Below are 23,359 nucleotides of genomic sequence, written 5' to 3' on the forward strand. Positions count from 1 at the left end.
ATGATAGCGGAGTTGGTGCGGGTTGGGGCCATGCTGGTGGTAAACCCGCACCCACCTCGTCCGCATAAACCTCAAGCCATGCGTTATCCCAGTGGGAGCGGGCATGCCCGCGAAGAGGCCGGTACAGGCCAACCTAGACTCTGAAGGCCCGCACCGCCCGGTTCAGTTCACCACCCAGGCTCAGCAACTGCTCGCCTTGCTCGCGCCCCTCGCCAATGCGCTGCAGGTTGTCCTCACCCAGCTCATGAATCCGCTCGCTGTGGTCGCGAATCTCACTCACGGCACCACTCTGCTGCGCCGTGACATCGGCAATCCGCACCGCAGTGTCCGAAATGGTGCGAATGGCACAGACGATCTCGTCCAGCGCCCCGTCCGCCGCCTGGGCCTGGTTGGCCGTGGCCTCGGCATGCTCAAGCTGCGCACGCATCCCGGCCACCGAACTTCTGGCTGCCTGCTGCAAGCGGTCGATCAGTGCCTGAATCTCGCCGGTCGCCCCGGTGGTGCGCTGTGCCAGCGAACGCACCTCATCGGCCACCACGGCAAAACCACGGCCCATCTCACCGGCGCGGGCCGCTTCGATCGCGGCATTCAGCGCCAGCAGGTTGGTCTGCTCGGCAATCGAGCGGATCACCGTCAGGACGCCGCCGATGGTGGCCGACTCCTCCGCCAGTTGCTCGATCATGCGGGCGTTGCCCTGCACCTCGTCGACCAACTCACGCAAGCCCGACAGGCTCTGGCCGATCACCGCCTGGCCCTGCTCCACTGCACGCCCGGCATCGCGGCTGGCGTCGGCTGCGGCGCTGGCGTCGCCAGCTACTTGCTGGATGGTCGCTTCCAGTTCACCCAGGGCATCGCGGATCTGCCCTGTATCGCCGGCCTGGCGTTCGGCACCGTCATGCAGGGCGGCGCTCATGCCGGCCAGGGCGTGGCTGCTGCCAGCCACCTGCTCGGCGTTGTGGCGTATGGTGCCGACCAGCTCTACCAGATACTGACGCAGGCGGTTGAGCGATTCCTGGATGTCGCGCAGTTCGCGGTTGGTCCTGCCCAGGGCGATGGCCTCGGCGAAATCACCCTCGGCCCAGCGCGACAGGGCAGGGGCCAGGCCGGTCAGGGTGCGCGCCAGGCGGCGTTGCAAGGTGTCGATCAGCAGGGCGATAAGCAGGATCAGGCCGATCATCAGACCCTGGATGATGCGCACTTCAGCGGCAATTTTCGCATGCTGGGCGCGTACCTCGGGCTCCAGCGCCGCAATGGCCTGTTGCACGGCCTCCAGGCGCTGGCCGGTGCTGGCAGCCAGGGCGACGCGGCGCTCGATCTGTTCGCGGGTGCGCTGCAGTTCGGCCGGGTAGCGGCCGAGCAGGCTCTGCAGTTCGCGCTTGAGGCCGACGGCAATGTCTTCCTGCAGGGCGCTGGCCTGGGTTTCCAGGCCCATCATCGCGGCGAAGTCGTCGGCACCGGACTCGGCGCTACGGGTTACGCCGAGCAAGGGCAAGGCATCGATCGCCTGGGCCTGGGCACGGATCAGCTGCAGCTCACGCTCCACTTCGTCGGCCAGCTCCGGGCGGCCGCTGCTGACCAGCTTGTCCCGGGCCAGCGACAGGCGACCGAGGTGCACGGTGGCGTCGAGCAGTGGCACCAGGTAGCGGTTTGCGTCGGCGTTGCCGCTGTCGCGGGCGTAGCCGGCCAGTTGTTCGAAGTTGGCGCCCAGTTCCCGCTCGGCTTGCAGCAGCAGGGCTTGCGGGTCGCCGGCCAGCTTGCCGGCGGCCAGCAGCTCCTCGGCGGTAAAGGCCTGCAGGCTGTCCAGGCTGGGGCGCAGTTTGTCGGCCAGTTCGCTGGGCCACTCGGCCAGCGCGGCCTGCAACTGCTGGTTGGCCTCCATCGCCGCGGCATGGCGCAGGGCATCGCCGCTGCCCAGGTACGCCTGGATGTTGTGGGCCGCCTGGTTCTGGAACTGCTGGGACAGGCCCAGGTAGCGCTCCATCAGTTGGTAGGGGCGCTCCAGGGCCCGTTGCGACCACCACAAGGTGGCGCCCAGGGCGATACACACGGTTACCAGCAACAGGGTGTTGAAATTGGTCAGCCACTTCAGGCGCATAGCCGCGAGCTTCCTGCGGGGGAGGGAGAGGTCGGTGGCTGAAGTTATTGCGATTTTGTGACGGGGTGATGACGACAGGGGGTTGGCGCCATAAAAAAGTGGCACAGTGCCTGTATCTGTTTTGCCTGTACTGGCCTCTTCGCGGGCTCGCCCGCTCCCACAGGATATCTACCAGACCTGAACGCAGCGCAATCCCTGTGGGAGCGGGCAAGCCCGCGAATAGGCCGGTACAGGCGATGAAGAACTCAGGGCTCTACACGCACCACACAATTACGCCCGGCATGCTTGGCCCGATACAGCGCCTCGTCCGCCGCACTGGCCATGGTCAGCGCATCCAGCCCCTCATCCAACTGCACCACCCCTGCACTGAAGGTGCACTGCAAGTCCCGTGGCTGCGCCGGGTAGAGGATCTCGGCAAAGCGCCGGCGGATTTCGTCCAGCACCTTGTGCGCCGCGTCCAGTGCAGTATTGGGCATCACAATGGCGAACTCTTCACCGCCGTAACGGCCAATGAAATCGGTCTTGCGCAAGCGCTGCTTGAGAAACAGCGCCAGGCTCTTGATCACCCGGTCGCCCATGGGGTGGCCGTGGCGGTCGTTGATCTTCTTGAAGTGGTCGATGTCGAGCATGGCAAAGCACAACGGCAGCTGCTCGCGACGGGCGCGGAAGCTGCAGTCTTCCAGCAATTGCAGGATGTGGGTGTGGTTGTACAACCCGGTCAGGCTGTCGCGCACCATGCGCGCCTTCAGGTGCCGGGCGCGGGCGGCGCGGTTGCGCACGGTGGTGATCAGGTGGCGTGAGCGAAACGGCTTGGTCAGGAAGTCATCACCGCCTTCGCTCATGGCATCCAGCTGCTTGTCCAGGTCGTCCTCGGCAGACAGATAGATGATCGGCACACTCACATAACGGTCGCTGTGGCGGATCACCTTGGCCAGTTCGGGGCCGGTGCAGGCCGGCATGTACAGGTCGAGGATGATCAGGTCGGGCTGGAAGTCAGCCAGCTCGGCCATGGTGCGGATCGGGTCGGTCAGGCTGCGGGTGATCATGCCGGCGCTGGCCAGCACGCGCTCGGTGTACAGCGCCTGGGTGCGTGAGTCGTCGATGACCAGTACGCGCAACGGGTCGTGCTGGGTTGCATTGGTCAGCAGTTCGACCTTTTCCAACAGGCTGGAGGCTTCCAGGGTGCCGGTAAGGAAGTCCTGGCCACCGGCGCGCACGGCGGCCAGGCGGGTCGGGGTGTCGGTTTCGTGATGGCTGAAGAACAGCAGCGGTATATGTCGGGCCAGCCCCTGATGCATCTGGGCAGCCAACAGCAGGCCTTGGCCGGCACCGTTGAAGTCGACATCCATGATGATGGCCGAGGGCGGGTATTCGCTGATCGAGGCCTGAAACGCCGCGGCGCTGGCAAGCGCCTGCACCACCAGGCCAAAGAATTCCAGTTGCTGGGCCAGGCGCTGGGCGCGCTCGTGGTCCTGCAGCAGGATGTACACCGGCTTGCGCAGGGGCGGCAGCAGCACCTGATCGAGCGGGTCGTCCTTGCGCAGGCCGCTACGCGTCAGCTGTTGGGCGGGGCACAGCGGGCTCGGCTCGGCTGCTTGGCTCATGTCCTGGCTACTTGTAGGTTGGGGTGTGCAGGGGCAATGATGGCTCTATGCTAGCAGTTCTTTTCAGGTGCGTGAGTGCCCTGCGTCAACAAAGCGGCCAGAACGAATATTCAGTTGCTGACCGATTGGTCGCTTATGCGTAAGGCGGTGTCTGCTTTATAGTGCTGCCACGCGGGCTTGCCGTGGCACCCTGGCGTAGGCCTGTGGTCCAAGCCCCTGAACCGTCGTGACTGATTAAGGACAAAGCCATGCTGGACTGGAAAAACCGCGAGGCCAAAGCCGAGCCCCGCGAGCGTGTCGACGGCCGTGGCGCCGCCGCCCGTAGCTATCTTGGCGGCCTCTGGAGCCGTGCCCTGGGGACCCTGATCGGGTTGTACCTGCTGGTGTGCATCGGCCTGGGCTGGTACTGGAGCCAGGAGCCGGAGCTGTTCCCGGTGCAGCAGAACGCCCAGGCCGCAGCCGAGCGTACCGGCCAGCAGATGGTGGTGGGCTACACCACTATCGAAACCCTCAAGACCGTGGCCGGCACCTTGCTGAACAAGCCTGGTGGCTACATTTCCAACGACCGCTTCCCGCCCGGGCTGTGGATGGACAACATGCCGAGCTGGGAATATGGCGTGCTGGTCCAGGTGCGCGACCTGTCCCGTGCCTTGCGCAAGGACTTCGCCCGTTCGCAGTCGCAGTCGACCGAAGACGCCGACCTGGCCAAGGCCGAGCCGCGTTTCAACTTCGACAACAAGAGCTGGATCCTGCCGTCGAGCGAGTCGGAGTTCGAAGAGGGCATCAAGTCGCTTACCCGCTACCAGACCCGTCTGGCTGCCGGCGACAAGGGCGCAATCTTCTATACCCGTGCCGACAACCTGAACAACTGGCTGGGTGACGTGGCCACCCGCCTGGGCTCGCTGTCGCAGCGCCTGTCGGCCAGCGTTGGCCGGGTCAAGCTCAACACCACGCTGAAGACCGAGTCGCTGGTCGCCGGCCAGGCGCCGCAGGTGGACGAGGAGCTGGTGGAAACCCCATGGCTGCAGATCGACAACGTGTTCTACGAAGCTCGTGGCCAGGCCTGGGCGCTGTCGCACCTGCTGCGCGCCATCGAGGTGGACTTTGCCGACGTGCTGGCGAAGAAGAACGCCACGGTCAGCGTGCGCCAGATCATCCGTGAGCTGGAAGCCTCGCAGGAAGCCCTGTGGAGCCCGATGGTGCTCAACGGCAGCGGCTTCGGCATGTGGGCCAACCACTCACTGGTCATGGCCAACTACATTTCCCGGGCCAACGCGGCGGTCATCGACCTGCGTCAGCTGCTGTCGCAGGGTTGATGATGGCGATCAGCCCGAACGAGGCCGCCCACCGGGCGGCTTCCGACCGAGAACTGGTCACCTGGGTGGATGAAGCCGACCGGGTGCTGGGTGCCTTGCCCCGGGCCGAACTGCGCGAGCGCGGCCTGATAGGGCGTTGCACGTTCATTCTGCTGTTCAACAGTGCCGGTGAACTGTGTGTGCACCGGCGCACCCTGAGCAAGGCGCTGTACCCGGGTTACTGGGATGTGGCGGCAGGCGGCATGGTGACGGCCGGGGAGGCGTATGCCGATTCGGCGGCGCGGGAGCTGGCCGAGGAGCTGGGGATCGACGGTGTGGAGCTGCGTTTTCATGAGCGGTTCTACTTTGACCAGCCGGATAACCACTTGTGGTGTGCGGTGTATTCGGCGGTGTCGGATGCGCCGTTGCGGTTACAGCCGGAAGAGGTGATCGAGGCGCGGTTCATTGGCCTGGAGCAGGCTGAGCAAGAAAGCCTGACCAAGCCGTATTGCCCGGACTCGTTGGCGGCGTTGCAGCGCTATAAAGCCAGCCTGGGATAGTTGTTTTGGCAGTGCCGGCCCTTTCGCGGGCACGCCCGCTCCTACAGGGACAGTGCAATGTTCGAGAGCGGCGTCGGGCCTGTGGGAGCGGGCGTGCCCGCGAATAGTCGCAAAACATTCGCAAAATGCCGCATTCCAGTACTTAGCAACAGCTGGATTTATCGTTACACTGCGCGCCCTTTTCGGGCTGCCGCAGGTCTTGCGGCAGTAGCGCCGCCCCTGCCAGAGTGGGGCTTCGCGGTCGGGCTCAACCCCCTGGGGCCGACCAGTTTTTGTCCTCAGCACAGAGGAACAAAAGTGGCCAAGAAAGCTTCTTCCTTCGCCGCCCTTGGCGGTCTCGTTTACTCCACCGACACCGGTCGGCACTGCCCCGACTGTAGCCAGCCGGTGGATGCCTGTACCTGCAAGCAGCAGGTCATCCCCGAAGGCGATGGCATTGCCCGTGTGCGCCGCGAAAGCAAAGGCCGCGGCGGCAAGACCGTGACCACCGTCACCGGCGTGCCGCTGCCGCTCGATCAGCTCAAGGAGCTGGCCTCTACCCTCAAGCGCCGCTGCGGTACCGGTGGCGCCCTGAAGGATGGGGTCATCGAAATCCAGGGCGACCATGTCGAACTGCTGATCGGTGAGCTGACCAAGCAGGGCTTCAAGGCGAAAAAATCCGGCGGCTGATGCGGCCACGCGATTTTTTGCCCAGTGCTTTCTAAACTCGTTGCCGTGACCAGGGTCTATCCAGGGCACGGACGAATCGTCATTTTTGGCTTTTACACTGCGCCCGCCTCCTTGCGGGGCAGTGTCTTCGACTTATCTATAGGGGACTTGAATGTCCGTACGACGCACACGCAAAGACGATGGTAGCCAATGGACCGTGGCCGACAGCCGCAGTGTTTATGGCATCCGCCATTGGGGCGCTGGTTATTTCGCCATCAATGAAGCCGGGCGCGTCGAAGTACGCCCCAACGGCCCGAAAAGCGCACCGATCGACCTGTTCGAACAGGTCGACGAATTGCGCCAGAGCGGCCTGTCGCTGCCATTGCTGGTGCGCTTCCCCGACATTCTGCAGGACCGCGTGCGCCAGCTGACCGGCGCCTTCGATGCCAACATCGCGCGCCTGGAATACCAGAGCAAGTACACCGCGCTGTACCCGATCAAGGTCAACCAGCAGGAAGCGGTGGTGGAAAACATCATCGCCACGCAGAACGTCTCCATTGGCCTGGAAGCCGGCTCCAAGCCTGAGCTGCTGGCTGTGCTGGCGCTGGCGCCGAAGGGTGGCACCATCGTCTGCAACGGCTACAAGGACCGCGAGTTCATCCGCCTGGCGCTGATGGGCCAGAAGCTCGGCCACAACGTGTTCATCGTCATCGAGAAAGAGTCGGAAGTGGCTCTGGTGATCGACGAGGCCGCCGAGCTCAAGGTCAAGCCGCAAGTCGGCCTGCGCGTGCGCCTGTCGTCGCTGGCCTCGAGCAAGTGGGCCGACACCGGTGGCGAGAAGTCCAAGTTCGGCTTGTCCGCCGCCCAGCTGATTTCGGTGGTACAGCGCTTCCGCGATGCCGGTCTGGACCAAGGTATCCGCCTGCTTCACTTCCACATGGGCTCGCAGATCGCCAACCTGGCGGACTACCAACACGGCTTCAAGGAAGCCATCCGTTACTACGGTGAGCTGCGTGCGCTGGGCCTGCCGGTCGACCATATCGACGTTGGCGGTGGTCTGGGCGTGGACTACGACGGTACCCATTCGCGCAATGCCAGCTCGATCAACTACGACATGGACGACTACGCCGGCGTTGTTGTGGGCATGCTCAAGGAATTCTGCGACGCGCAGGGCCTGCCGCACCCGCACATCTTCTCCGAGAGCGGCCGTTCGCTGACCGCGCACCACGCCATGCTGGTGATCCAGGTGACCGACGTCGAGAAGCACAACGACGACGTGCCGACCATCGAGAACAAGGAAGCCCTGCCCGAGACCGTGCAGTGGCTGGTCGACCTGCTCGGCCCGACCGACATCGAGATGGTGACCGAGACCTACTGGCGCGCCACCCACTACATGGGTGACGTGGCTGCGCAGTATGCCGATGGCAAGATCAGCCTGGCCGAGAAGGCCCTGGCCGAACAGTGCTACTTTGCCGTGTGCCGCCGCCTGCACAACTCGCTGAAAGCCCGCCAGCGCTCGCACCGCCAGGTGCTGGACGAGCTGAACGACAAGCTGGCCGACAAGTACATCTGCAACTTCTCGGTGTTCCAGAGCCTGCCGGACACCTGGGCCATCGGCCAGGTACTGCCGATCATCCCGCTGCACCGCCTGGACGAAGAGCCGATGCGTCGTGCCGTGCTGCAGGACCTGACCTGCGACTCCGACGGCAAGATCAACCAGTACGTCGACGAGCAGAGCATCGAGACCAGCATGCCGGTGCATGCGGTGAAGGAGGGCGAGGACTACTTGCTGGGTGTGTTCCTGGTCGGTGCTTACCAGGAAATCCTCGGTGACATGCACAACCTGTTCGGTGACACCGACTCGGTGAACATCTACCAGAACGCCGACGGTAGCGTGTACCACGCCGGTATCGAGACCCACGACACCATCGAAGACATGCTGCGCTATGTGCACCTGTCGCCGGAGGAGTTGATGACGCATTACCGTGACAAGGTGGCCAGCGCCAAGATCACTGCGCGGGAGCGGACTCAGTTCCTGGATGCTTTGCGCCTTGGTCTGACTCGGTCTTCGTACCTGTCGTCGTGATCCTCGGGGGCCGCTTTGCGGCCCATCGCGACACAAGGCCGCTCCTACAGGGGACCGCGAAACCACATGGAATTGCGGTTTCGCGGGAAATCGCGGCGCGAGCTGTTGTAGGAGCGGCCTTGTGTCGCGATCTGAGGGCGCAGCCCTCACCGCGTCATACTCGGTAATGATCCACCGGCGATGCATTTGATCGCCATGCCTATCCTGTGAATGCAATGTTCAAAGGAAGTCGACATGGATCGTCACGGCAACCATCGCTTGCGCCAAGGGCGCTTTTCAGAGCCAGGCCGGCTCTACCTGCTAACCACCATCACACGCCATCGCCTCCCGTTGTTCGAGAACCTCTGGTTTGCGCGTTCGGCCATTCAGCAATTGCGGCTGAGTGATCGAGAGGGGAGTTGCCGTTCGCTGGCCTGGGTCTTGATGCCGGACCATTTGCACTGGCTGATCGAGCTCGGCCCGACCAGCCTGGGCAAACTCATGTGTGCCTTCAAGTCGCGAAGCAGTTGCGCGCTCTACCGTACAGGTGCCGAGCGACAGCACATCTGGCAACCCGGCTTTTACGACCGGGCGCTGCGCAAGGAGGAGGATGTAAAGGCCGCTGCCCGCTACATCATAGCCAATCCCATTCGGGCTAGCCTGGTGCGGCGGGCTGGTGATTATCCACATTGGGATTGTGTGTGGCTGTGAATCCGCAGGTGATCGCGATACCAGGCCGTCCCACAATCCATGTAGGAGCGGCCTTGCGTCGCGATGGGCCGCAAAGCGGCCCCGGCATTACTGAATCCACTCACCTTTTTCCTGCAACCGCCATCCCACCCACCCCAACGTCACCGCCCGCAACCCCATGAACCCGAGAAACGCCAACCACAACCCATGGTTGCCAAACCCACTCATGAGCACCCCCAAGGGCAGCGCAATCACCACCGAAACCAACATCGCATTACGCATCTCCCGCGCCCGGGTCGCGCCTATGAACAAGCCATCCAGCAAATAACTCCACACCGCAATCAACGGCAGCAATGCCAGGTACGGCAGGTACGGATAAGCCGCTGCCCGCACACTCTCGATGTCGGTCTGCAAATCGATGAACAGGTGCCCGCCCAGCAGGAACAACCCGGCAAACCCCAGACTGGTGATCTGCGACCAGCCACAGGCCACCACCAGCGAGCGGCGCAATGTGTCGCGGTCGCGGGCGCCAATGGCATGGCCGCACAAGGCCTCTACCGCGTGCGCCAACCCGTCAAGCGCATAGGCAGTCAGCAGCAGGCCGTTGAGCAGCAGGGCATTGGCCGCCACAGTGGCTTCGCCCAGACGAGCGCCTTGCACGGTGATCAGCAGGAACACCAGTTGCAGCGCCAGGCTGCGCAGGAAGATGTCGCGGTTCACCGCCAGCAGCGGCCGCCAGGCCTGCCAGCGCTTGAGCGCCGCCCACACGATCTGCCCCGGGTAGGCGCGCAGGGCCGGGCGGGTCAGGGCCAGGCCGAGCAGGGCGGCACTCCATTCGGCGATCACCGACGCCCGCGCCGAACCCAGCACGCCCCAGTCCAGGCCAAGCACGAACCACAGGTTCAAGGCGATGTTCAGCAGGTTGGTGGTCAGCAGGATGGCCAGTGGCGCCCTGGCGTTCTGGGTGCCGAGGAACCAGCCGACCAGGGCGTAGCTGGCCAGTGCCGCGGGCAGGCCGAGCAGGCGGGTATGGAAGAAGTCTTCGGTGGCTTGCTGCAGGGCCGCGCTGGGTTCCATCGCGTGCAGCGCCAGCTGGCTGAAGGGCAGTGCCAGCAGGCCGATCAGCAGGGCGAAGCCGACCGCCAGCAACAGCCCTTGTACCAGTACCTGGCGCAACGCTGCCCCGTCGCCTCGGCCGGCGGCCTGGGCGGCGAAGCCGGTGGAGCCCATGCGCAGGAAGCCCATCAGGCCGACCATGAAGGTGAACAGCGTGGCGCCCACGGCTACGGCACCCAACTGGTGGGCGTGGGGGAGGTGGCCGATGACCGTGCTGTCGACCAGGGCTACCAGCGGCACGGAGATGTTGGACAGGATCATCGGCGCGGCCAGGGCCCAGACCTTGTGGTGGGTGGGGCGGTGCTGCCAGTCGGTGGAGAGTTGGGACATTTGCATTCCATGGGACCCTGGGGCCGCAGCGCGCCCCTTCGCGGGCACGCCCGCTCCCACAGGATAGTGTTGTTCTTGCGGCCGGCGCCGAACCTGTGGGAGCGGGCAGGCCCGCGAAGGGGCGCGAAGCGGCCCTCCTTTTAACGAATGGCACAGTGTAACGGCCTGGCAACCAATGCGCGCAACGCCAGGTACTGCACCCGCCATTGCGCTATAGTTGCTGCCCTCACGTACACGCTGCCAAAGAGTTCTACTCCATGTTCAACAAAGGATTGTTGCTGGCCTGCGCGCTGGCTTTGCTCAGTGCCTGTGACTCTTCGACGCCGGACAAGCCGGCGCCATCCGAAAAGCCGGCGGCCACTGCGCCCGCCGCCACCCCGGCACCCCAACGCGAAGACCCTGCCGTACTCGCCAAACGCTACGAGGGCCGCGAGCTGACGGTGCTGGATGTTTCCGAGGTGCAGCTCGATGGCGCCGCGACGCTGTCGATCAGCTTCTCCGCGCCGCTGGATGCCAAGCAGGACTTCGCCAGCAAAGTGCACCTGGTCGACACCGTCAAAGGCAAGCTCGACGGCGCCTGGGAACTGTCCGACAACCAGATGGAGCTGCGTCTGCGCCATCTGGAGCCGCAGCGCAAGCTGGTGCTGACCGTCGACAAGGGCCTGCTGGCGGTCAATGGCAAGCAACTGGACAGCGAGTCGATCAGCCGCCTGGAAACCCGCGACATGCAGCCGACCATCGGCTTCGCCAGCCGCGGTTCGCTGCTGCCCACGCGCCTGGCCGAGGGCCTGCCGGTGATCGCCCTCAACGTCGACAAGGTCGATGTCGAGTTCTTCCGCGTGAAGCCGGACATGCTCTCGACCTTCCTGGTCAACTGGGGGCGCAACAGCAGCCTTTACTACTACCAGTCCAAGGAAACCCTGGACATGGCCGATCTGGTCTACAGCGGCCGCTTCGACCTCAACCCCGCACGCAACACCCGCGAGACCGTGCTGCTGCCGATCGCCGGCATCAAGCCGCTGCAGGAGCCAGGCGTGTACCTGGCGGTGATGCGAGCCTCGGGCACTTACGACTACTCGCAACCAGCGACCCTGTTCACTCTCAGCGACATCGGTGTGTCCGCGCATCGCTACCGTGACCGCCTCGATGTGTTCGCCCAGGCCCTGGAAGGTGGCAAGGCGATGAACGGCGTCAACCTGGAAATCCATGACGACAAGGGCAAGCTGCTGGCTCAGGCCAGCACCGACAGCGATGGCCACGCCCAGCTGCCGATCACGCCCAAGGCCGACACCCTGATCGCCACCCAGGGCGTGCACACCACCCTGCTGCGCCTGAGCAGCGCGGCGCTGGACCTGGCCGAGTTCGACATCACCGGCCCGCAGGCCAACCCGCTGCAGTTCTTCATCTTCGGCCCGCGTGACCTGTATCGCCCCGGTGAAACGGTGTTGCTCAACGGCCTGCTGCGCGACCAGGACGGCAAGCCGGTCAAGGCGCAGCCAGTGAGCGTGGAAGTGCGTCGCCCGGATGAGCAGGTCAGCCGCAAGTTCGTCTGGGAAGCCGACGGCAATGGCCTGTACCAGTACCAGCTGCAGCTGGCCAGCGAGGCCCCGACTGGCCGCTGGCAACTGCTGCTCGACCTGGGCGGCGGGCGCAAGCAGGTGTATGAATTTCTCGTCGAAGACTTCCTGCCCGAGCGCCTGGCGCTGGAACTCAAAGGCAGCAGCAAACCGTTGTCTCCGGATCAGGATGCGCGTATCCAGGTCAATGGCCGTTACCTTTACGGCGCCCCGGCTGCCGGCAACCGCCTGAGCGGCCAGGCCTATGTTCGCCCGCTGCGCGAGGCGGTACCGGCGCTGCCTGGCTACCAGTTCGGCTCGGTCACCGAAACCGAGCTGAACCAGGACCTGGAGCTGGACGAAGTCACCCTTGACCAGGCCGGCAAGGCCGTGGTCGATATCGAAAGCCGCTGGGCCGAAGCCCGCTCGCCGCTGCAACTGACCGTGCAGGCCAGCCTGCAGGAGTCCGGTGGCCGGCCGATTACCCGCCGCCTGGAACAACCCATCTGGCCGGCCGAGCGCCTGCCAGGCCTGCGTGGCCTGTTCGACGGCGAGGAAACCGACAGTGACGGGCCGGTGGAGTTCGAGTTCCTGGTGGCCGACCGCAACGGCAAGAAACTGGCGGCCAACGACCTCAAGGTGCGGCTGGTGCGCGAGCGCCGCGACTACTACTGGAACTACTCGCAGAGCGATGGCTGGAGCTACGCCTACAACGAGAAGTTCCTGACCCAGAGCGAAGAGACCGTAAGCGTCAAGGCTGGCTCCACCGCCAAGCTGAGCTTCCAGGTGGAATGGGGCCCTTACCGTGTCGAGGTGGAGGACCCGGAGACGGGCCTGGTGTCCAGCGCGCGCTTCTGGGCAGGCTATCGCGCCCAGGACAACGCCGAAGGCGGCGCGGTGCGGCCGGACCAGGTCAAGCTGGCGCTGGACAAACCGGCCTACGCCGACGGCGCTACCGCCAAGGTCACCGTCACCCCGCCCGCAGCCGGCAGTGGCTACCTGATGATCGAGTCCAGCGATGGCCCGCTGTGGTGGCAGGAGATCGACGTGCCCGCCGAGGGCAAGACGTTCGATGTGCAACTGGACAAGCAGTGGGCACGCCATGACCTGTACATCAGCGCGCTGGTGATCCGCCCGGGTGAGCGCAAGGCCAACGCCACGCCGAAACGCGCGGTGGGCGTGCTGCACCTGCCGCTGAACCGCGCCGAACGCAAGCTGGCGGTGAGCCTGCAGGCTCCGGAAAAAATGCGCCCGAAGCAGCCGCTGAACGTGAAGATCAAGGCTGCAAATGCCGATGGCAGCGTGCCTGAACAGGTGCATGTGCTGTTGTCGGCGGTGGACGTGGGCATCCTCAACATCACCGACTTCAAGACCCCCGACCCATTCGCCAGCCTGTTCGGGCGCAAGGCTTACGGTGCTGACCAGCTGGATATCTACGGCCAGTTGATCGAAGCCGGCCAGGGCCGCTTGGCCAGCCTGGCATTTGGTGGTGACGCAGCGATGGCCAAGGGTGGCAAGCGCCCCAACACCACGGTTACCATCGTCGCTCAGCAGAGCCTGCCGGTGACCCTGGACGACAAGGGCGAGGGCCAGGCCACGGTCGATATCCCCGACTTCAATGGCGAACTGCGGCTGATGGCCCAGGCCTGGACCGAGGAACAGTTCGGCATGGCCGAAGGCAAGACCGTGGTCGCCGCGCCGCTGATCGCCGAGCTCTCGGCGCCGCGTTTCCTGGCCGGTGGCGACCGTACCAGCCTGGCGCTGGACCTGGCCAACCTGTCTGGTCGTGCCCAGCATCTGAATGTTGAAATCAGCACCGAAGGGCAGCTGAGCCTGGCGGCCAACGCCGTGCAAAACGTAGCCCTGGCTGAAGGCCAGCGCTCGACGCTGATGATCCCGGTACAGGCCCAGGGTGGCCTGGGGCAGGGCAAGGTACATGTGCGGGTTACTGGCCTGCAGCTGCCGAACGAGCCGACCGGCGCGTTCGAACGCGAGTGGACGCTGGGCGTGCGCCCGGCCTACCCGGCGATGCTCAAGCACTACCGCGTGGCCTTGAAGGACCAGCCATGGACCCTGCCTGAAGCAGACCTGGCCGCCTTCGAACCCGCCGGGCTTGAAGCCAGCCTGGCCTTGTCGAGCCGGCCACCGCTGAACCTGGCCGAGCAGATCCGTGCCCTCGAAGCCTACCCCTACGGTTGCCTGGAGCAGACCACCAGCGGCCTCTACCCGTCGCTGTACGCCGATGCCGACAGCCTCAAGCGCCTGGGCATCAAGGGCGAGCCAGCCGATGTGCGCAAGCGCAAGATCGAGATGGGTATCGAGCACCTGCTAGGCATGCAGCGCTACAACGGCAGCTTCGGCCTGTGGAGCTCGGACAGCGAAGAAGAATACTGGCTGACCGCCTATGTCACCGACTTCCTGCTGCGCGCCCGTGACCAAGGCTATGGTGTGCCGGCCGAAGCGCTGAAGAAGGCCAGCGAGCGCCTGCTGCGCTACCTGCAGGAGCGCAACCTGATCGAAGTCGACTACAGCGAGAACGCCGAACACACCCGCTTCGCCGTGCAGGCCTATGCGGCATTGGTGCTGTCGCGCAGCCAGCAGGCGCCTCTGGGGGCACTGCGCGGCTTGTTCGAACGCCGCGCCGACGCCCGCTCTGGCCTGCCACTTGTGCAACTGGCGGTGGCGCTGGACAAGATGGGCGACAAGCCGCGTGCCGAGCAGGCCCTGCAGGCGGGCCTGGGCATCAGCCGCGGTAAAGGCTGGATGGCCGACTATGGTAGCGCCCTGCGCGACCAGGCACTGATCCTGGCGCTGCTGCAGGAAAGCAACCTGGCCAGCCGCCAGGTCGACCAGCGCCTGTTCGCCCTGTCGGATGAGCTGGCGGCCAACCGCTGGCTGTCGACCCAGGAGCGCAATGCGCTGTTCCTGGCCGGCCGTGGCCTGCTGGGCAAACCGGAAGGCCAGTGGCAGGCGCGCCTGGACAGCGCGGGCGAAGTGCGCGAGTTCAACAATGCCGAGTCCGGCATGAAGCTCGAAGGCCCGTTGCTGGCTTCGCCATTGAGTGTGCAGAACCAAGGTAGCGAAACTCTGTACCAGCAACTGACCTTGTCGGGTTACCCACGCCAGGCGCCTGCGGCCGGTGGCAATGGCATGCAGATCCGCCGTGAGTACCTGGGCATGAATGGCCAGCCGTTGGACCTGCATAACCTGCGCAGCGGAGACCTGGTGCTGGTGCACCTGGCGCTCAAGGCTGAAGACCGGGTGCCGGATGCGCTGGTGGTGGACTTGCTACCGGCGGGCCTGGAGCTGGAAAACCAGAACCTGGCGCAAAGTGCCGCCAGCCTGGAAAACGCCAGCAGTGCGGTGAAGGAATGGCGCGAATCGATGCAGAACGCCAGCGTGGTGCACCAGGAGTATCGGGATGATCGTTACGTCGCCGCGCTCAAGCTGGACAGCTATGGCACCACCCACCTGCTGTACCTGGCTCGGGCGGTGACCCCGGGCACCTATCGCGTGCCGCCGCCGCAGGTTGAATCGATGTACCGGCCAAACCTGCAGGCCGTGGGGGATGGGCAAGGGGAGATGACCGTAAAAGCCCGCTAGAATTTTGTCGCCTTTACCGGCCTCATCGCCGGCAAGCCAGCTCCCACAGGATGGAGCATGGCTTGAGGGCGACGCGGTCGAGGTGGGAGCTGGCTTGCCGGCGATTGGGCCGCAACGCGGCCCCCGGCCTTGTTCAGTGAATCACCCAGCTCATCACCCACAACCCCAACAGCAGCCAGATGATCCCGAGGATGATCGAGGCGCGCATGAACGCGCGGATTGCCGAGTACAGCAGCACCAGCCCGATGATCAGGGCGAGGATGCTGAGAAGCGAGGTCTCCATGCCCAAGGTGCGCGCCAGGCCATCGATGAAATTGCCACCGGCACTGGCCAGCAGGTTGAACAGCCCGCTCAATGCGTCGACGATGAAGCGGATCAACGACCCCAGCGCCTGGCCCAGCCACTCGAAAAAACCTTCTACATGCATAGTTGCTTCCTGATGAACGAATCGGCGATGTTGCCGTTCCCAAGCCTTTGGCCATCACCTGGCCAGGTCGGTTCCCGATGCCAAGCTTAACGCGGCCGCATACCCGTGCGGGCAGGCTGTTGCGCGCCACGGTGATCGGCATGCTGGTACTGTTCGGCCTGTTGTGGCTGGCCGACCGCCTATGGCCGCTGCCCATGCCCGGAGACGACCTGGCCCGCGTGGTGCTGGCCGAGGACGGCACGCCGTTGTGGCGCTTTGCCGATGCCGATGGTGTATGGCGCTACCCGGTCAGCTCCGACGAGGTCTCGCCGCTGTATCTGCAGGCGCTGCTCACCTACGAAGACCGCTGGTTCTACAGCCACCCCGGGGTCAACCCGCTGGCCCTGGCTCGCGCTGCCTGGCTGAACCTGCGTGGCGGGCGTGTGGTGTCGGGCGGCAGCACGCTGTCGATGCAGGTCGCACGCCTGCTCGACCCGCATGAGCGCACCCTGGCCGGCAAGCTGCGCCAACTATGGCGCACGGCACAGCTGGAATGGCACTTGTCCAAGCGCGAAATCCTGCAGATCTACCTGGACCGCGCGCCCTTCGGCGGCACCCTGCAGGGCGTGGCGGCGGCCAGCTGGGCCTACCTTGGCAAGTCGCCCATGCACCTGACCCCGGCCGAAGCGGCACTGCTGGCCGTGCTGCCCCAGGCGCCCAGCCGCTTGCGCCCGGACCGTCACCCCGAGCGTGCGCAGCGCGCCCGGGACAAGGTGCTGCAACGCCTGGCCGAATACCAGGTGTGGCCGGCTCAGCAAATCCGTGAGGCTGCCGAAGAGCCGCTTGTACTGGCGCCACGTCAGGAGCCGGCTCTCGCCCCGTTGCTGGCCCGGCGCCTGAACAGCGCCGACAGCCCGCCGCTGATCCGTACCACACTCGACGCCGCACTGCAGCGGCGCCTCGAAGACCTGCTGCTGGGCTGGCGGGCACGGCTGCCGGAGCGCACCTCCGCCGCCATCCTGGTGGTCGATGCGCAGACGATGGCGGTGCGTGCCTACCTGGGTTCTATCGACCTGGCCGACGAGCGCCGCTTCGGGCATGTCGACATGGTGCGTTCGTTGCGCTCGCCGGGCTCCACCCTCAAGCCGCTCCTCTACGGTATGGCGCTGGATGACGGCCTGATCCATTCCGAGTCGTTGTTGCAGGATGTGCCGCGACGCTATGGCGACTACCGCCCCGGCAACTTCTCCATGGGCTTCAGCGGGCCGGTGTCGGCCAGTTCGGCGCTTGCGCTGTCGCTCAACCTGCCGGCGGTGCAGCTGTTGGAGGCCTATGGTCCGAAACGCTTTGCCGCGCAACTGCGCATGGCGGGCATGCCGCTGATATTGCCGCCTCTGGCAGAGCCCAACCTGTCGTTGATCCTGGGTGGCGCGGGCAGCCGCCTGGAGGACCTGGTGGGTGGCTACGCTGCGCTGGCGCGGGGTGGCAATAGTGCGAGGGTGCGCCTGCAACCACAGGATCCGTTGCTGGAACGGCGCCTGCTGTCGCCAGGGGCGGCGTGGATCATCCGGCGCATCCTCAGCGGCCAGGCGCGCCCCGACCGCGACCCGCATGCCGAGCTGGTGCAACGCCCGCAACTGGCGTGGAAGACGGGCACAAGCTACGGCTTTCGCGATGCCTGGTCGATCGGCGTGGGCCCGCGCTACCTGATCGGCGTATGGATTGGCCGCCCCGATGGCACCCCGGTCCCCGGCCAATTCGGGCTGGCTTCGGCAGCGCCGCTGATGCTGCAGGTGCACGACCTGCTGAGCAACCGTGACAGCCAGCGTGGCATCAGCGTGCCGGTGGAGCGGGTGCCGGCGAACGTCGGCGTGGCTGCGATCTGTTGGCCACTGGGCCAGCCGATGAGCAAAAAGGACCCCAACTGCCGGCGTCAGCGTTTCGCCTGGACTTTGGACGGCACTACGCCGCCAACCCTGCAGGCCGCCGACCAGCCACTCGGCCTGGGCCTGCGCGAAAGCGTATGGGTCAACGACCAGGGGCTGCGCGTCGATGGCAGTTGCCCGGGCGCCAAGGCCCGCGATATCGCCCTATGGCCCGCCCCGCTGGAGCCTTGGCTGCCACGTGTGGAGCGGCGTGCGGCGCGCCTGCCGGCCATCGATCCGGCCTGCCCGCCGCATGTGCCGGCCAGCGCGCCACCGCTTTCGATCGTGGGCGTGCGCCCGGGCGACAACCTGCGCCGCCCGGCCACCAGCAGCGAGCCGTTGCAACTGCATGTGTCGGCGCTGGGCGGCGGCGGTCGGCGCTGGTGGTTCCTCAACGGCCAGCCATTGGGCGAAACCCAGGGCCAGGACAGCCTGCTGGTGCGCTTCCAACAGGTAGGCCAGGCCGAAATCAGCGCGCTGGATGAAAGCGGCGAGACGGCGCGCGTGGCGTTCCAGGTCAGCGAGTAGCCGTTCGACGAGGGCCGAGGCAGCACCTACGCTTGCAGGTAACGGGTGTGACCGGCTGGCGCCCCTGATGCCTGTAAATCAAGCAATTTGGGGCCGCTTTGCGGCCCTTCGCGGGCACGCCCGCTCCCACAGGTTTGGTGCTGGGTTCAGGAAAGCGCGATCTCGGTGGGAGCGGGCGCGCCCGCGAAGTGCTGCAACGCAGCCCCAGGGAACATGGAGCGCCCTATGCGTCCTCTGGCCGTGCCCCTGTTGTTGCTGCCTTGGGTACTTGCGGCCCATGCCGAGCCTTTGCCAGGTTTTCTCGACAGCCATGAGTACGAACGTCGCCTGCCCGGCGCCAACCTGCCGATAGACGCCTACCGTTCGGTCAGTGCTCACCTGCAGCTGGCCGGGAAGTATGGCGACAGCCGCGCGTGGGCGCCTGCGAATACCCGGCTGGTGCTGCATAAAGTGCGCTTCGAAGGCGGCACGGTGTTCCCCTTGAGCGACCTGCGCGAACACTACCAACCGCTGATCGGGCACCAGACCACGTTGGGCGAGCTGCAGCAGTACACCGCGCGCCTGACCCAGCGCTATCGGCAGGAAGGCTACCTGTTGTCGTACGCCTACCTGCCGCCGCAGGAAGTGGCCGATGGCCGGGTCAATGTGGTGCTGGTCGAAGGTTATATCCGTGATTACCGCGTGGACGGCGATATCGGCCCGGCCGGCGCCTATCTGCATCAGCTGCTGGAGCGGCTTGCCACCGAGCGCCCGCTGACCCGAGAAACGCTGGAGCGCTACCTGGGCCTGGCCGAGCGCCTGCCGGGGGTAACGATAGAGCCGCAGCTGGCCGTGGCGCAAACCGCTGATGGTGCTGCGCGGTTGACCGTGCATGCGCAGCGCAAGCCGTTCAGCGCTGCTGTTATCGTTGCTGATGGCAACCGCGACGATGCGCAGGCGCTGCTGACGGCAACCAGCCACGCCCAGACCCGCTTTGCCGAACAGATCGAGGCCAGCCTGTTGCTGCCGCCGGGGGATGACCAGGTGCATTACCAGCGCCTGGCCTACAGCCAGTACCTGGACGCGGGCGGCAGCCAGCTGCTGCTGTCGGCTTCGCGCTACCGCAGCGAACCCGGCACGCGGATTCGTCTGGACGATGGCCGTGACATCACCCGCAAGCGCGACAGCGATCGCTATGCGATCGGCCTGCGCCAGCCGGTGATCGTCAGGCCGGATGAATGGATGGTGGTGCAGGGGCAGGTGTATTCGGTCAGTGAGCACTTCGAGGACCGGGTAGATGGGTTGCCATCGGCACGGGACTACGACACCTACGTGCGTGCGCTGTCATTCGAGGGCGACTGGCGCAAGGTGGAAGAGGGCCGTTTGCGCATCGTCAGCGCCGGGGTCTATCAGGGCCTGGATTATCTGGGGGCGCGTAGCGATGCCGACTACGATCTGGATTTTCTGCGGTTGCGGCTTTCCGGTTTGCAGAGCGACAGGTTGCTCGGTAACTGGCAGGGGGTGGTGTCTGGTGCGATGTACTGGAGTGATGACCGCTTGCCCGGCAGCGAGCGTGCGGGGTTTGGCGGGCAGAGTTTCGGCCGTGGCTACCCGCGCGACCAGGCGGACGGGGACAAGGGCTGGGGTGTGGCTTACGAGGTGAACTACAGCATGCACGCCAACTGGCTGGCGTTGGTGCAGCCCTATGTGGTGTTGGACACGGCGCAGGCATGGCATAACCGAGGGCCTGTAGAGGATGCCCACCTGGCTTCGGCGGCGCTTGGAGTGCGATTGGGCGATGGGCGCTTGTTCAATGTGGCGCTGGAGGTGGCCAAGCCTTTGGCTGATGTGGCATTGGACAGCCTGGACCGCGGGCCTCGGCTGACTTTGACGCTTGGCGTTCAGATGTAAGGGGTCGCTGTGGGAGCGGGCGCGCCCGCGAAGAATCCAACGCGGTGCATGGCACCGGCTGCGCCGGTGTTCGCGGGCGCGCCCGCTCCCACAGGTGTCGCGATGTGCTGCAACGCAGCCGCCAAAATCTTGAAGCTACCTGCTTAGTGGGTAGTAAACCGCTGATGCACTGGCGACGAGCTGGGTGTCAGTGCCAGTGCCAGCTGGGTGCGGTTGTGCATGTGGGTCAGGCGCAGCACCTGCGACACATACAGCTTCACGGTATTCTCGGTAATGCCCAGCTCACAAGCGATCTGGTAGTTGGTCTGGCCCTTGCCCACCAGGCGGGCTACTTCCAGCTGGCGTGGCGACAGCTTCTCGAACGCCGCTGGCAGTTCGCTTTCACTCTCGTCCACATCGCTGGCACGCCGGTGCATGCCCTGGCCCCGGGCTTTTTGCAGGTCCTGGTAAAGCTCGTCCATCGACTCTGCCAGCTCTTGCAGACGCTGGCTCAACCCGCCCAGCTCGCGGAAGCTGCGCTGGCGCTCCTGCACGGCCTGTTCCTGGCGGCGTACGCCCTCCAGCAGTTCATCGAGGTCCATGGGTTTCTGGTAGTAATCGGCAAAGCCCTCGCGCAACGCTCGGATCACATCCTGCTTCTCCGCTCGACCGGTCACCATGATGGCCTCGAACGCGCGCTGCCCGCCTTGTATCTTCAGTTCGCGGACCAGTTCAATACCATCACGACCAGGCATGTGCAGGTCACAGATGACCACGCCAATGGCCTCGTCTGCCAGGTAACGTTCCACGGCTTCGTCAGTGGAGTGGGCCGGCAGGCAGCGGTAACCCTTGGTTTCGAGAAACTCACACAATTGTTCGACTATCACTGGTTGGTCATCGACCACCAATATCTTCACATCACTGAATGCTCTGGACACGATCAACTCCCTGTCGTTACGCGGTCCTGCTCCCGGGCCAAGCGCTTTGCAAACTAAAAATAGTCGGGGGTAGTGGATTTGTACAAGTTACAAATTCTGTACAGCCATCGGACCACGAGATTGCTCACTGGATCCATACAGCAGTCAAAAGAAAACCGGTGAGCACATAGGGGACGAACGCCTGCTTGTCACCCATTTCCTCGGTCAAAGCCTGCAAGCGCTTTTTTACCTTGGGGTTGAGCAACGTCCACAGGCGCCGGCGGGTAAGCAGCCACAGCAGCACGCTGACACCGGCGCCGATGAAGGTGCCAAGTACGTATTGCGGGCTGGTGGCCAGGGCCAGGGCGCCCATCAGCTTGACGTCATCGGCACCGAAGCGGCCGAGCATGTAACCGGGCAGGGTCAGCAACATGACGATGGCCAGCGCCCATCCGGCATCGCTGGCATCGGCGCCGATCCAGCTGCGGCCAGTGGCGAAAAGCCAGGCCAGGGCGCAGGCAGCCACACCCAGGGTGAGCATGTTGGATATCTGGCGTTGACGCACGTCCTGTTCGGAGCACAAGGCAAGCCACAGCAGGAGAACAATGCTTTGCATTGGCAGGTCGCCCTTCCCAAATGTTGAACACATCTACCCGGTCAGTCAGGTTTCCTTAAGTGAAGATAGACGGGAACCTGCGGGGAGTGGAGCGGGAGAGGGAAAAAGGCGTGGCCGGGATGGATTTTGTCGTAGCTGGCACAGGTACGTGCCGTTGAAAATCTTGCGCGATCCCTGTAGGAGCGGGCGAGCCCGCGAACACGGGCGAAGCCTGTGCCATCCACCGCGGTGCCTGTTTCGCGGGCATGCCCGCTCCCACAGGTCCGCGGCGCCAATTGAGTTTGTGTTTGAGCGTTACTTCCTGCTCCCCGGCGGGTAGTTGGCCAACACCTTGGTCACGGTGTTCTGGATCGCGCTGTTGCGTTCCTCGGGGCTTGGCGGGTAGTTGTTCATGATCTGCTCGGCACTGCCGCGCCACACCAGCTTGCCGTCACGCCCATCGAACAGGTCGATCTGGATAGTGGCGACCTTGTAGTCGACGCTGCGGGTTTCGTTGTACATCGGCCCACCCCAGTAGCCGCCCCAGTAGCCTCCCCAGCCACCGCCGTAGTTGGTGGTGATCTGTTGCTGGCGCTGCTCGACGATCAGGTACGCGCGCACTGTCACGTCCGGCCGGGCGCCGCCTTGTACCGGGCGCAGGCCACGCTGGTCGAGTTGGCTTGCGACTGCCTGGCGAATGCGTTGCTCGGTGAGGTCGCTCTTGATTCGTGGGTCATCCGGGCGGTACTGCAGGCCCGGTTCCTGCCATGCCCAACTGCGGTAGGCGGCAAAGTCACGGCTGGCATCGAAATCCTGCTGGACGTTATTGCTGGAGCAGGCGGCGAGCAACAACGCGAATGACAGTAGAACGAGACGGCGCAACATGATGGTTCTCCGTTGGATATCAACTGGGAGGATAGCCGTTGAGCGCCTTGTGCACAGAATCGCGCAGGGCGCTTTCGCGTTCACGCGGCGAGTCCTTGTCGCTGCCGCTTTCGGCACTGGCACTCCATACCGGCTGGCCGCTGCGGGCGTCGTACAGGTCGATACGCACCACCATCACCTGCACTTCGTAGGTGCGCACGATGGGCACGCTGGCATAGCCCCCATAGCCATGGCGGTAGCCGCCATAGCCGACACCGCCATAGGGATACGGGCCGTAGTAAGGGTCGTAGGCATCGTAGTCACGTACCTGGCGCAAGCGCTTTTCCAGGCGTATGTCGGCGCTGACCAGCAAGTCGCCGGGGCCGCCCCGGGCGGGACGCAGGCCATGCTGGTCCAGTGCGCCGCTGACGGCATCGGCCAGTTGCGCCGGGTCGGTATCGACCGAGCCACTGGGCAACTGGCCGTTGAGCCAGCTCCAGCTACGGTAGTGCCCGTAATCACGGGCCGGTGTCGGGTAGGCACTGGCATCGAAGGTGCTGGCCGCCTGGGCCGGTGCCGGTGGTAACGGGCGGCTGCTGGCCACGTAGGGGTTGCTGCCCTGGCAGCCAGCCAGGGCAAGCGGCAGCACGGCCAGGCACAACAGACGGTAAGGCATGTATTCCTCCCGGCGGG

Annotated in this window: 16 protein-coding genes; 8 read left to right on the forward strand and 8 right to left on the reverse strand. The window is 65.0% G+C overall.

Annotation, left to right across the window (positions count from 1 at the left end; translation table 11 throughout):
• Positions 1–133 precede the first annotated feature (133 nt).
• Together AC2T3R_RS02845 and AC2T3R_RS02850 are read right to left on the reverse strand one after the other, a co-directional pair.
• Positions 134–2,095, reverse strand: coding sequence for a methyl-accepting chemotaxis protein (locus AC2T3R_RS02845; RefSeq protein WP_486744615.1), 1,962 nt, complete (start codon positions 2,093–2,095; stop codon positions 134–136).
• A gap of 245 nt (positions 2,096–2,340) precedes the next feature.
• Positions 2,341–3,699 carry a diguanylate cyclase gene (locus AC2T3R_RS02850; RefSeq protein ID WP_486744616.1) on the reverse strand — a complete coding sequence of 453 codons (1,359 nt, stop codon included), beginning with the start codon at positions 3,697–3,699 and terminating at the stop codon, positions 2,341–2,343.
• Between the two features lie 248 nt (positions 3,700–3,947).
• On the opposite strand from AC2T3R_RS02850, the gene AC2T3R_RS02855 reads away from it, so the two are divergent.
• The 5 genes from AC2T3R_RS02855 to AC2T3R_RS02875 all read left to right on the forward strand — a co-directional run bounded on the left by AC2T3R_RS02855 (position 3,948) and on the right by AC2T3R_RS02875 (position 8,978).
• Positions 3,948–5,015, forward strand: a complete 1,068-nt coding sequence (locus AC2T3R_RS02855) for a DUF2333 family protein (protein WP_013970713.1) — start codon at positions 3,948–3,950, stop codon at positions 5,013–5,015.
• Positions 5,016–5,017: 2 nt separating this feature from the next.
• Positions 5,018–5,554 carry an NUDIX hydrolase gene (locus tag AC2T3R_RS02860; RefSeq protein WP_217190798.1) on the forward strand — a complete coding sequence of 179 codons (537 nt, stop codon included), beginning with the start codon at positions 5,018–5,020 and terminating at the stop codon, positions 5,552–5,554.
• A 297-nt stretch (positions 5,555–5,851) separates the two neighbouring features.
• Positions 5,852–6,223, forward strand: coding sequence for a translation initiation factor Sui1 (locus tag AC2T3R_RS02865; RefSeq protein ID WP_003257057.1), 372 nt, complete (start codon positions 5,852–5,854; stop codon positions 6,221–6,223).
• A gap of 151 nt (positions 6,224–6,374) precedes the next feature.
• Positions 6,375–8,288, forward strand: a complete 1,914-nt coding sequence (gene speA, locus AC2T3R_RS02870) for an arginine decarboxylase (protein ID WP_025337567.1) — start codon at positions 6,375–6,377, stop codon at positions 8,286–8,288.
• 234 nt (positions 8,289–8,522) lie between these two features.
• Positions 8,523–8,978, forward strand: a complete 456-nt coding sequence (locus AC2T3R_RS02875) for an REP-associated tyrosine transposase (protein WP_486744617.1) — start codon at positions 8,523–8,525, stop codon at positions 8,976–8,978.
• 87 nt (positions 8,979–9,065) lie between these two features.
• On the opposite strand, the gene AC2T3R_RS02880 is transcribed toward AC2T3R_RS02875, so the two are convergent.
• Entirely contained in the window at positions 9,066–10,403 is a 1,338-nt protein-coding gene (locus AC2T3R_RS02880; RefSeq protein WP_486744618.1) for an MATE family efflux transporter, read from the reverse strand.
• Positions 10,404–10,660: 257 nt separating this feature from the next.
• Between AC2T3R_RS02880 and AC2T3R_RS02885 the strand changes: the two genes are divergently transcribed.
• On the forward strand, positions 10,661–15,562 hold the full coding sequence (locus AC2T3R_RS02885; RefSeq protein ID WP_486744619.1) for an alpha-2-macroglobulin family protein: 4,902 nt from the start codon (positions 10,661–10,663) through the stop codon (positions 15,560–15,562).
• Between the two features lie 133 nt (positions 15,563–15,695).
• Here AC2T3R_RS02885 and AC2T3R_RS02890 read toward each other — a convergent pair whose 3' ends face one another.
• Positions 15,696–15,989: a hypothetical protein gene (locus AC2T3R_RS02890; RefSeq protein WP_025337571.1), complete on the reverse strand. Its 294-nt coding sequence runs from the start codon at positions 15,987–15,989 to the stop codon at positions 15,696–15,698.
• 77 nt (positions 15,990–16,066) lie between these two features.
• Here AC2T3R_RS02890 and pbpC point away from each other — a divergent pair, with 77 nt between their 5' ends.
• Both pbpC and AC2T3R_RS02900 read left to right on the forward strand, forming a co-directional pair.
• The gene (pbpC, locus tag AC2T3R_RS02895) at positions 16,067–18,421 is read left to right on the forward strand and encodes a peptidoglycan glycosyltransferase PbpC (protein WP_410953665.1); all 2,355 of its coding nucleotides are present in this window, start codon (positions 16,067–16,069) and stop codon (positions 18,419–18,421) included.
• 225 nt (positions 18,422–18,646) lie between these two features.
• Complete coding sequence (locus tag AC2T3R_RS02900) at positions 18,647–20,311, forward strand: ShlB/FhaC/HecB family hemolysin secretion/activation protein (RefSeq protein WP_486744620.1); 1,665 nt, start codon at positions 18,647–18,649, stop codon at positions 20,309–20,311.
• A 143-nt stretch (positions 20,312–20,454) separates the two neighbouring features.
• Here AC2T3R_RS02900 and AC2T3R_RS02905 read toward each other — a convergent pair whose 3' ends face one another.
• The 4 genes from AC2T3R_RS02905 to AC2T3R_RS02920 all read right to left on the reverse strand — a co-directional run bounded on the left by AC2T3R_RS02905 (position 20,455) and on the right by AC2T3R_RS02920 (position 23,342).
• Positions 20,455–21,228 (reverse strand): response regulator, encoded by a 774-nt coding sequence (locus AC2T3R_RS02905; RefSeq protein ID WP_410953667.1) that lies wholly within the window; start codon positions 21,226–21,228, stop codon positions 20,455–20,457.
• 124 nt (positions 21,229–21,352) lie between these two features.
• Entirely contained in the window at positions 21,353–21,823 is a 471-nt protein-coding gene (locus AC2T3R_RS02910) for a prepilin peptidase (protein ID WP_013970724.1), read from the reverse strand.
• A gap of 294 nt (positions 21,824–22,117) precedes the next feature.
• A complete protein-coding gene (locus tag AC2T3R_RS02915; protein ID WP_023661913.1) occupies positions 22,118–22,687 on the reverse strand; it encodes a DUF4136 domain-containing protein in 570 nt (189 codons plus the stop codon).
• A 19-nt stretch (positions 22,688–22,706) separates the two neighbouring features.
• Positions 22,707–23,342, reverse strand: a complete 636-nt coding sequence (locus AC2T3R_RS02920; protein WP_003257064.1) for a DUF4136 domain-containing protein — start codon at positions 23,340–23,342, stop codon at positions 22,707–22,709.
• Between the last annotated feature and the right edge of the window lie 17 nt (positions 23,343–23,359).

The organism is Pseudomonas sp. PVC-5-1 (assembly GCF_057444345.1).

What these genes read in the sequence shown, in the direction of transcription:
- AC2T3R_RS02880 (WP_486744618.1), bottom strand. Translation starts at nt 10,403, where the DNA reads ATGTCCCAACTCTCCACCGACTGGCAGCACCGCCCCACCCACCACAAG.
- AC2T3R_RS02915 (WP_023661913.1), bottom strand. Translation starts at nt 22,687, where the DNA reads ATGTTGCGCCGTCTCGTTCTACTGTCATTCGCGTTGTTGCTCGCCGCC.
- pbpC (WP_410953665.1), top strand. Translation starts at nt 16,067, where the DNA reads ATGCCAAGCTTAACGCGGCCGCATACCCGTGCGGGCAGGCTGTTGCGC.
- AC2T3R_RS02910 (WP_013970724.1), bottom strand. Translation starts at nt 21,823, where the DNA reads ATGCAAAGCATTGTTCTCCTGCTGTGGCTTGCCTTGTGCTCCGAACAG.
- AC2T3R_RS02855 (WP_013970713.1), top strand. Translation starts at nt 3,948, where the DNA reads ATGCTGGACTGGAAAAACCGCGAGGCCAAAGCCGAGCCCCGCGAGCGT.
- AC2T3R_RS02900 (WP_486744620.1), top strand. Translation starts at nt 18,647, where the DNA reads ATGCGTCCTCTGGCCGTGCCCCTGTTGTTGCTGCCTTGGGTACTTGCG.
- AC2T3R_RS02860 (WP_217190798.1), top strand. Translation starts at nt 5,018, where the DNA reads ATGGCGATCAGCCCGAACGAGGCCGCCCACCGGGCGGCTTCCGACCGA.
- AC2T3R_RS02875 (WP_486744617.1), top strand. Translation starts at nt 8,523, where the DNA reads ATGGATCGTCACGGCAACCATCGCTTGCGCCAAGGGCGCTTTTCAGAG.
- AC2T3R_RS02845 (WP_486744615.1), bottom strand. Translation starts at nt 2,095, where the DNA reads ATGCGCCTGAAGTGGCTGACCAATTTCAACACCCTGTTGCTGGTAACC.
- AC2T3R_RS02850 (WP_486744616.1), bottom strand. Translation starts at nt 3,699, where the DNA reads ATGAGCCAAGCAGCCGAGCCGAGCCCGCTGTGCCCCGCCCAACAGCTG.
- speA (WP_025337567.1), top strand. Translation starts at nt 6,375, where the DNA reads ATGTCCGTACGACGCACACGCAAAGACGATGGTAGCCAATGGACCGTG.
- AC2T3R_RS02890 (WP_025337571.1), bottom strand. Translation starts at nt 15,989, where the DNA reads ATGCATGTAGAAGGTTTTTTCGAGTGGCTGGGCCAGGCGCTGGGGTCG.
- AC2T3R_RS02885 (WP_486744619.1), top strand. Translation starts at nt 10,661, where the DNA reads ATGTTCAACAAAGGATTGTTGCTGGCCTGCGCGCTGGCTTTGCTCAGT.
- AC2T3R_RS02920 (WP_003257064.1), bottom strand. Translation starts at nt 23,342, where the DNA reads ATGCCTTACCGTCTGTTGTGCCTGGCCGTGCTGCCGCTTGCCCTGGCT.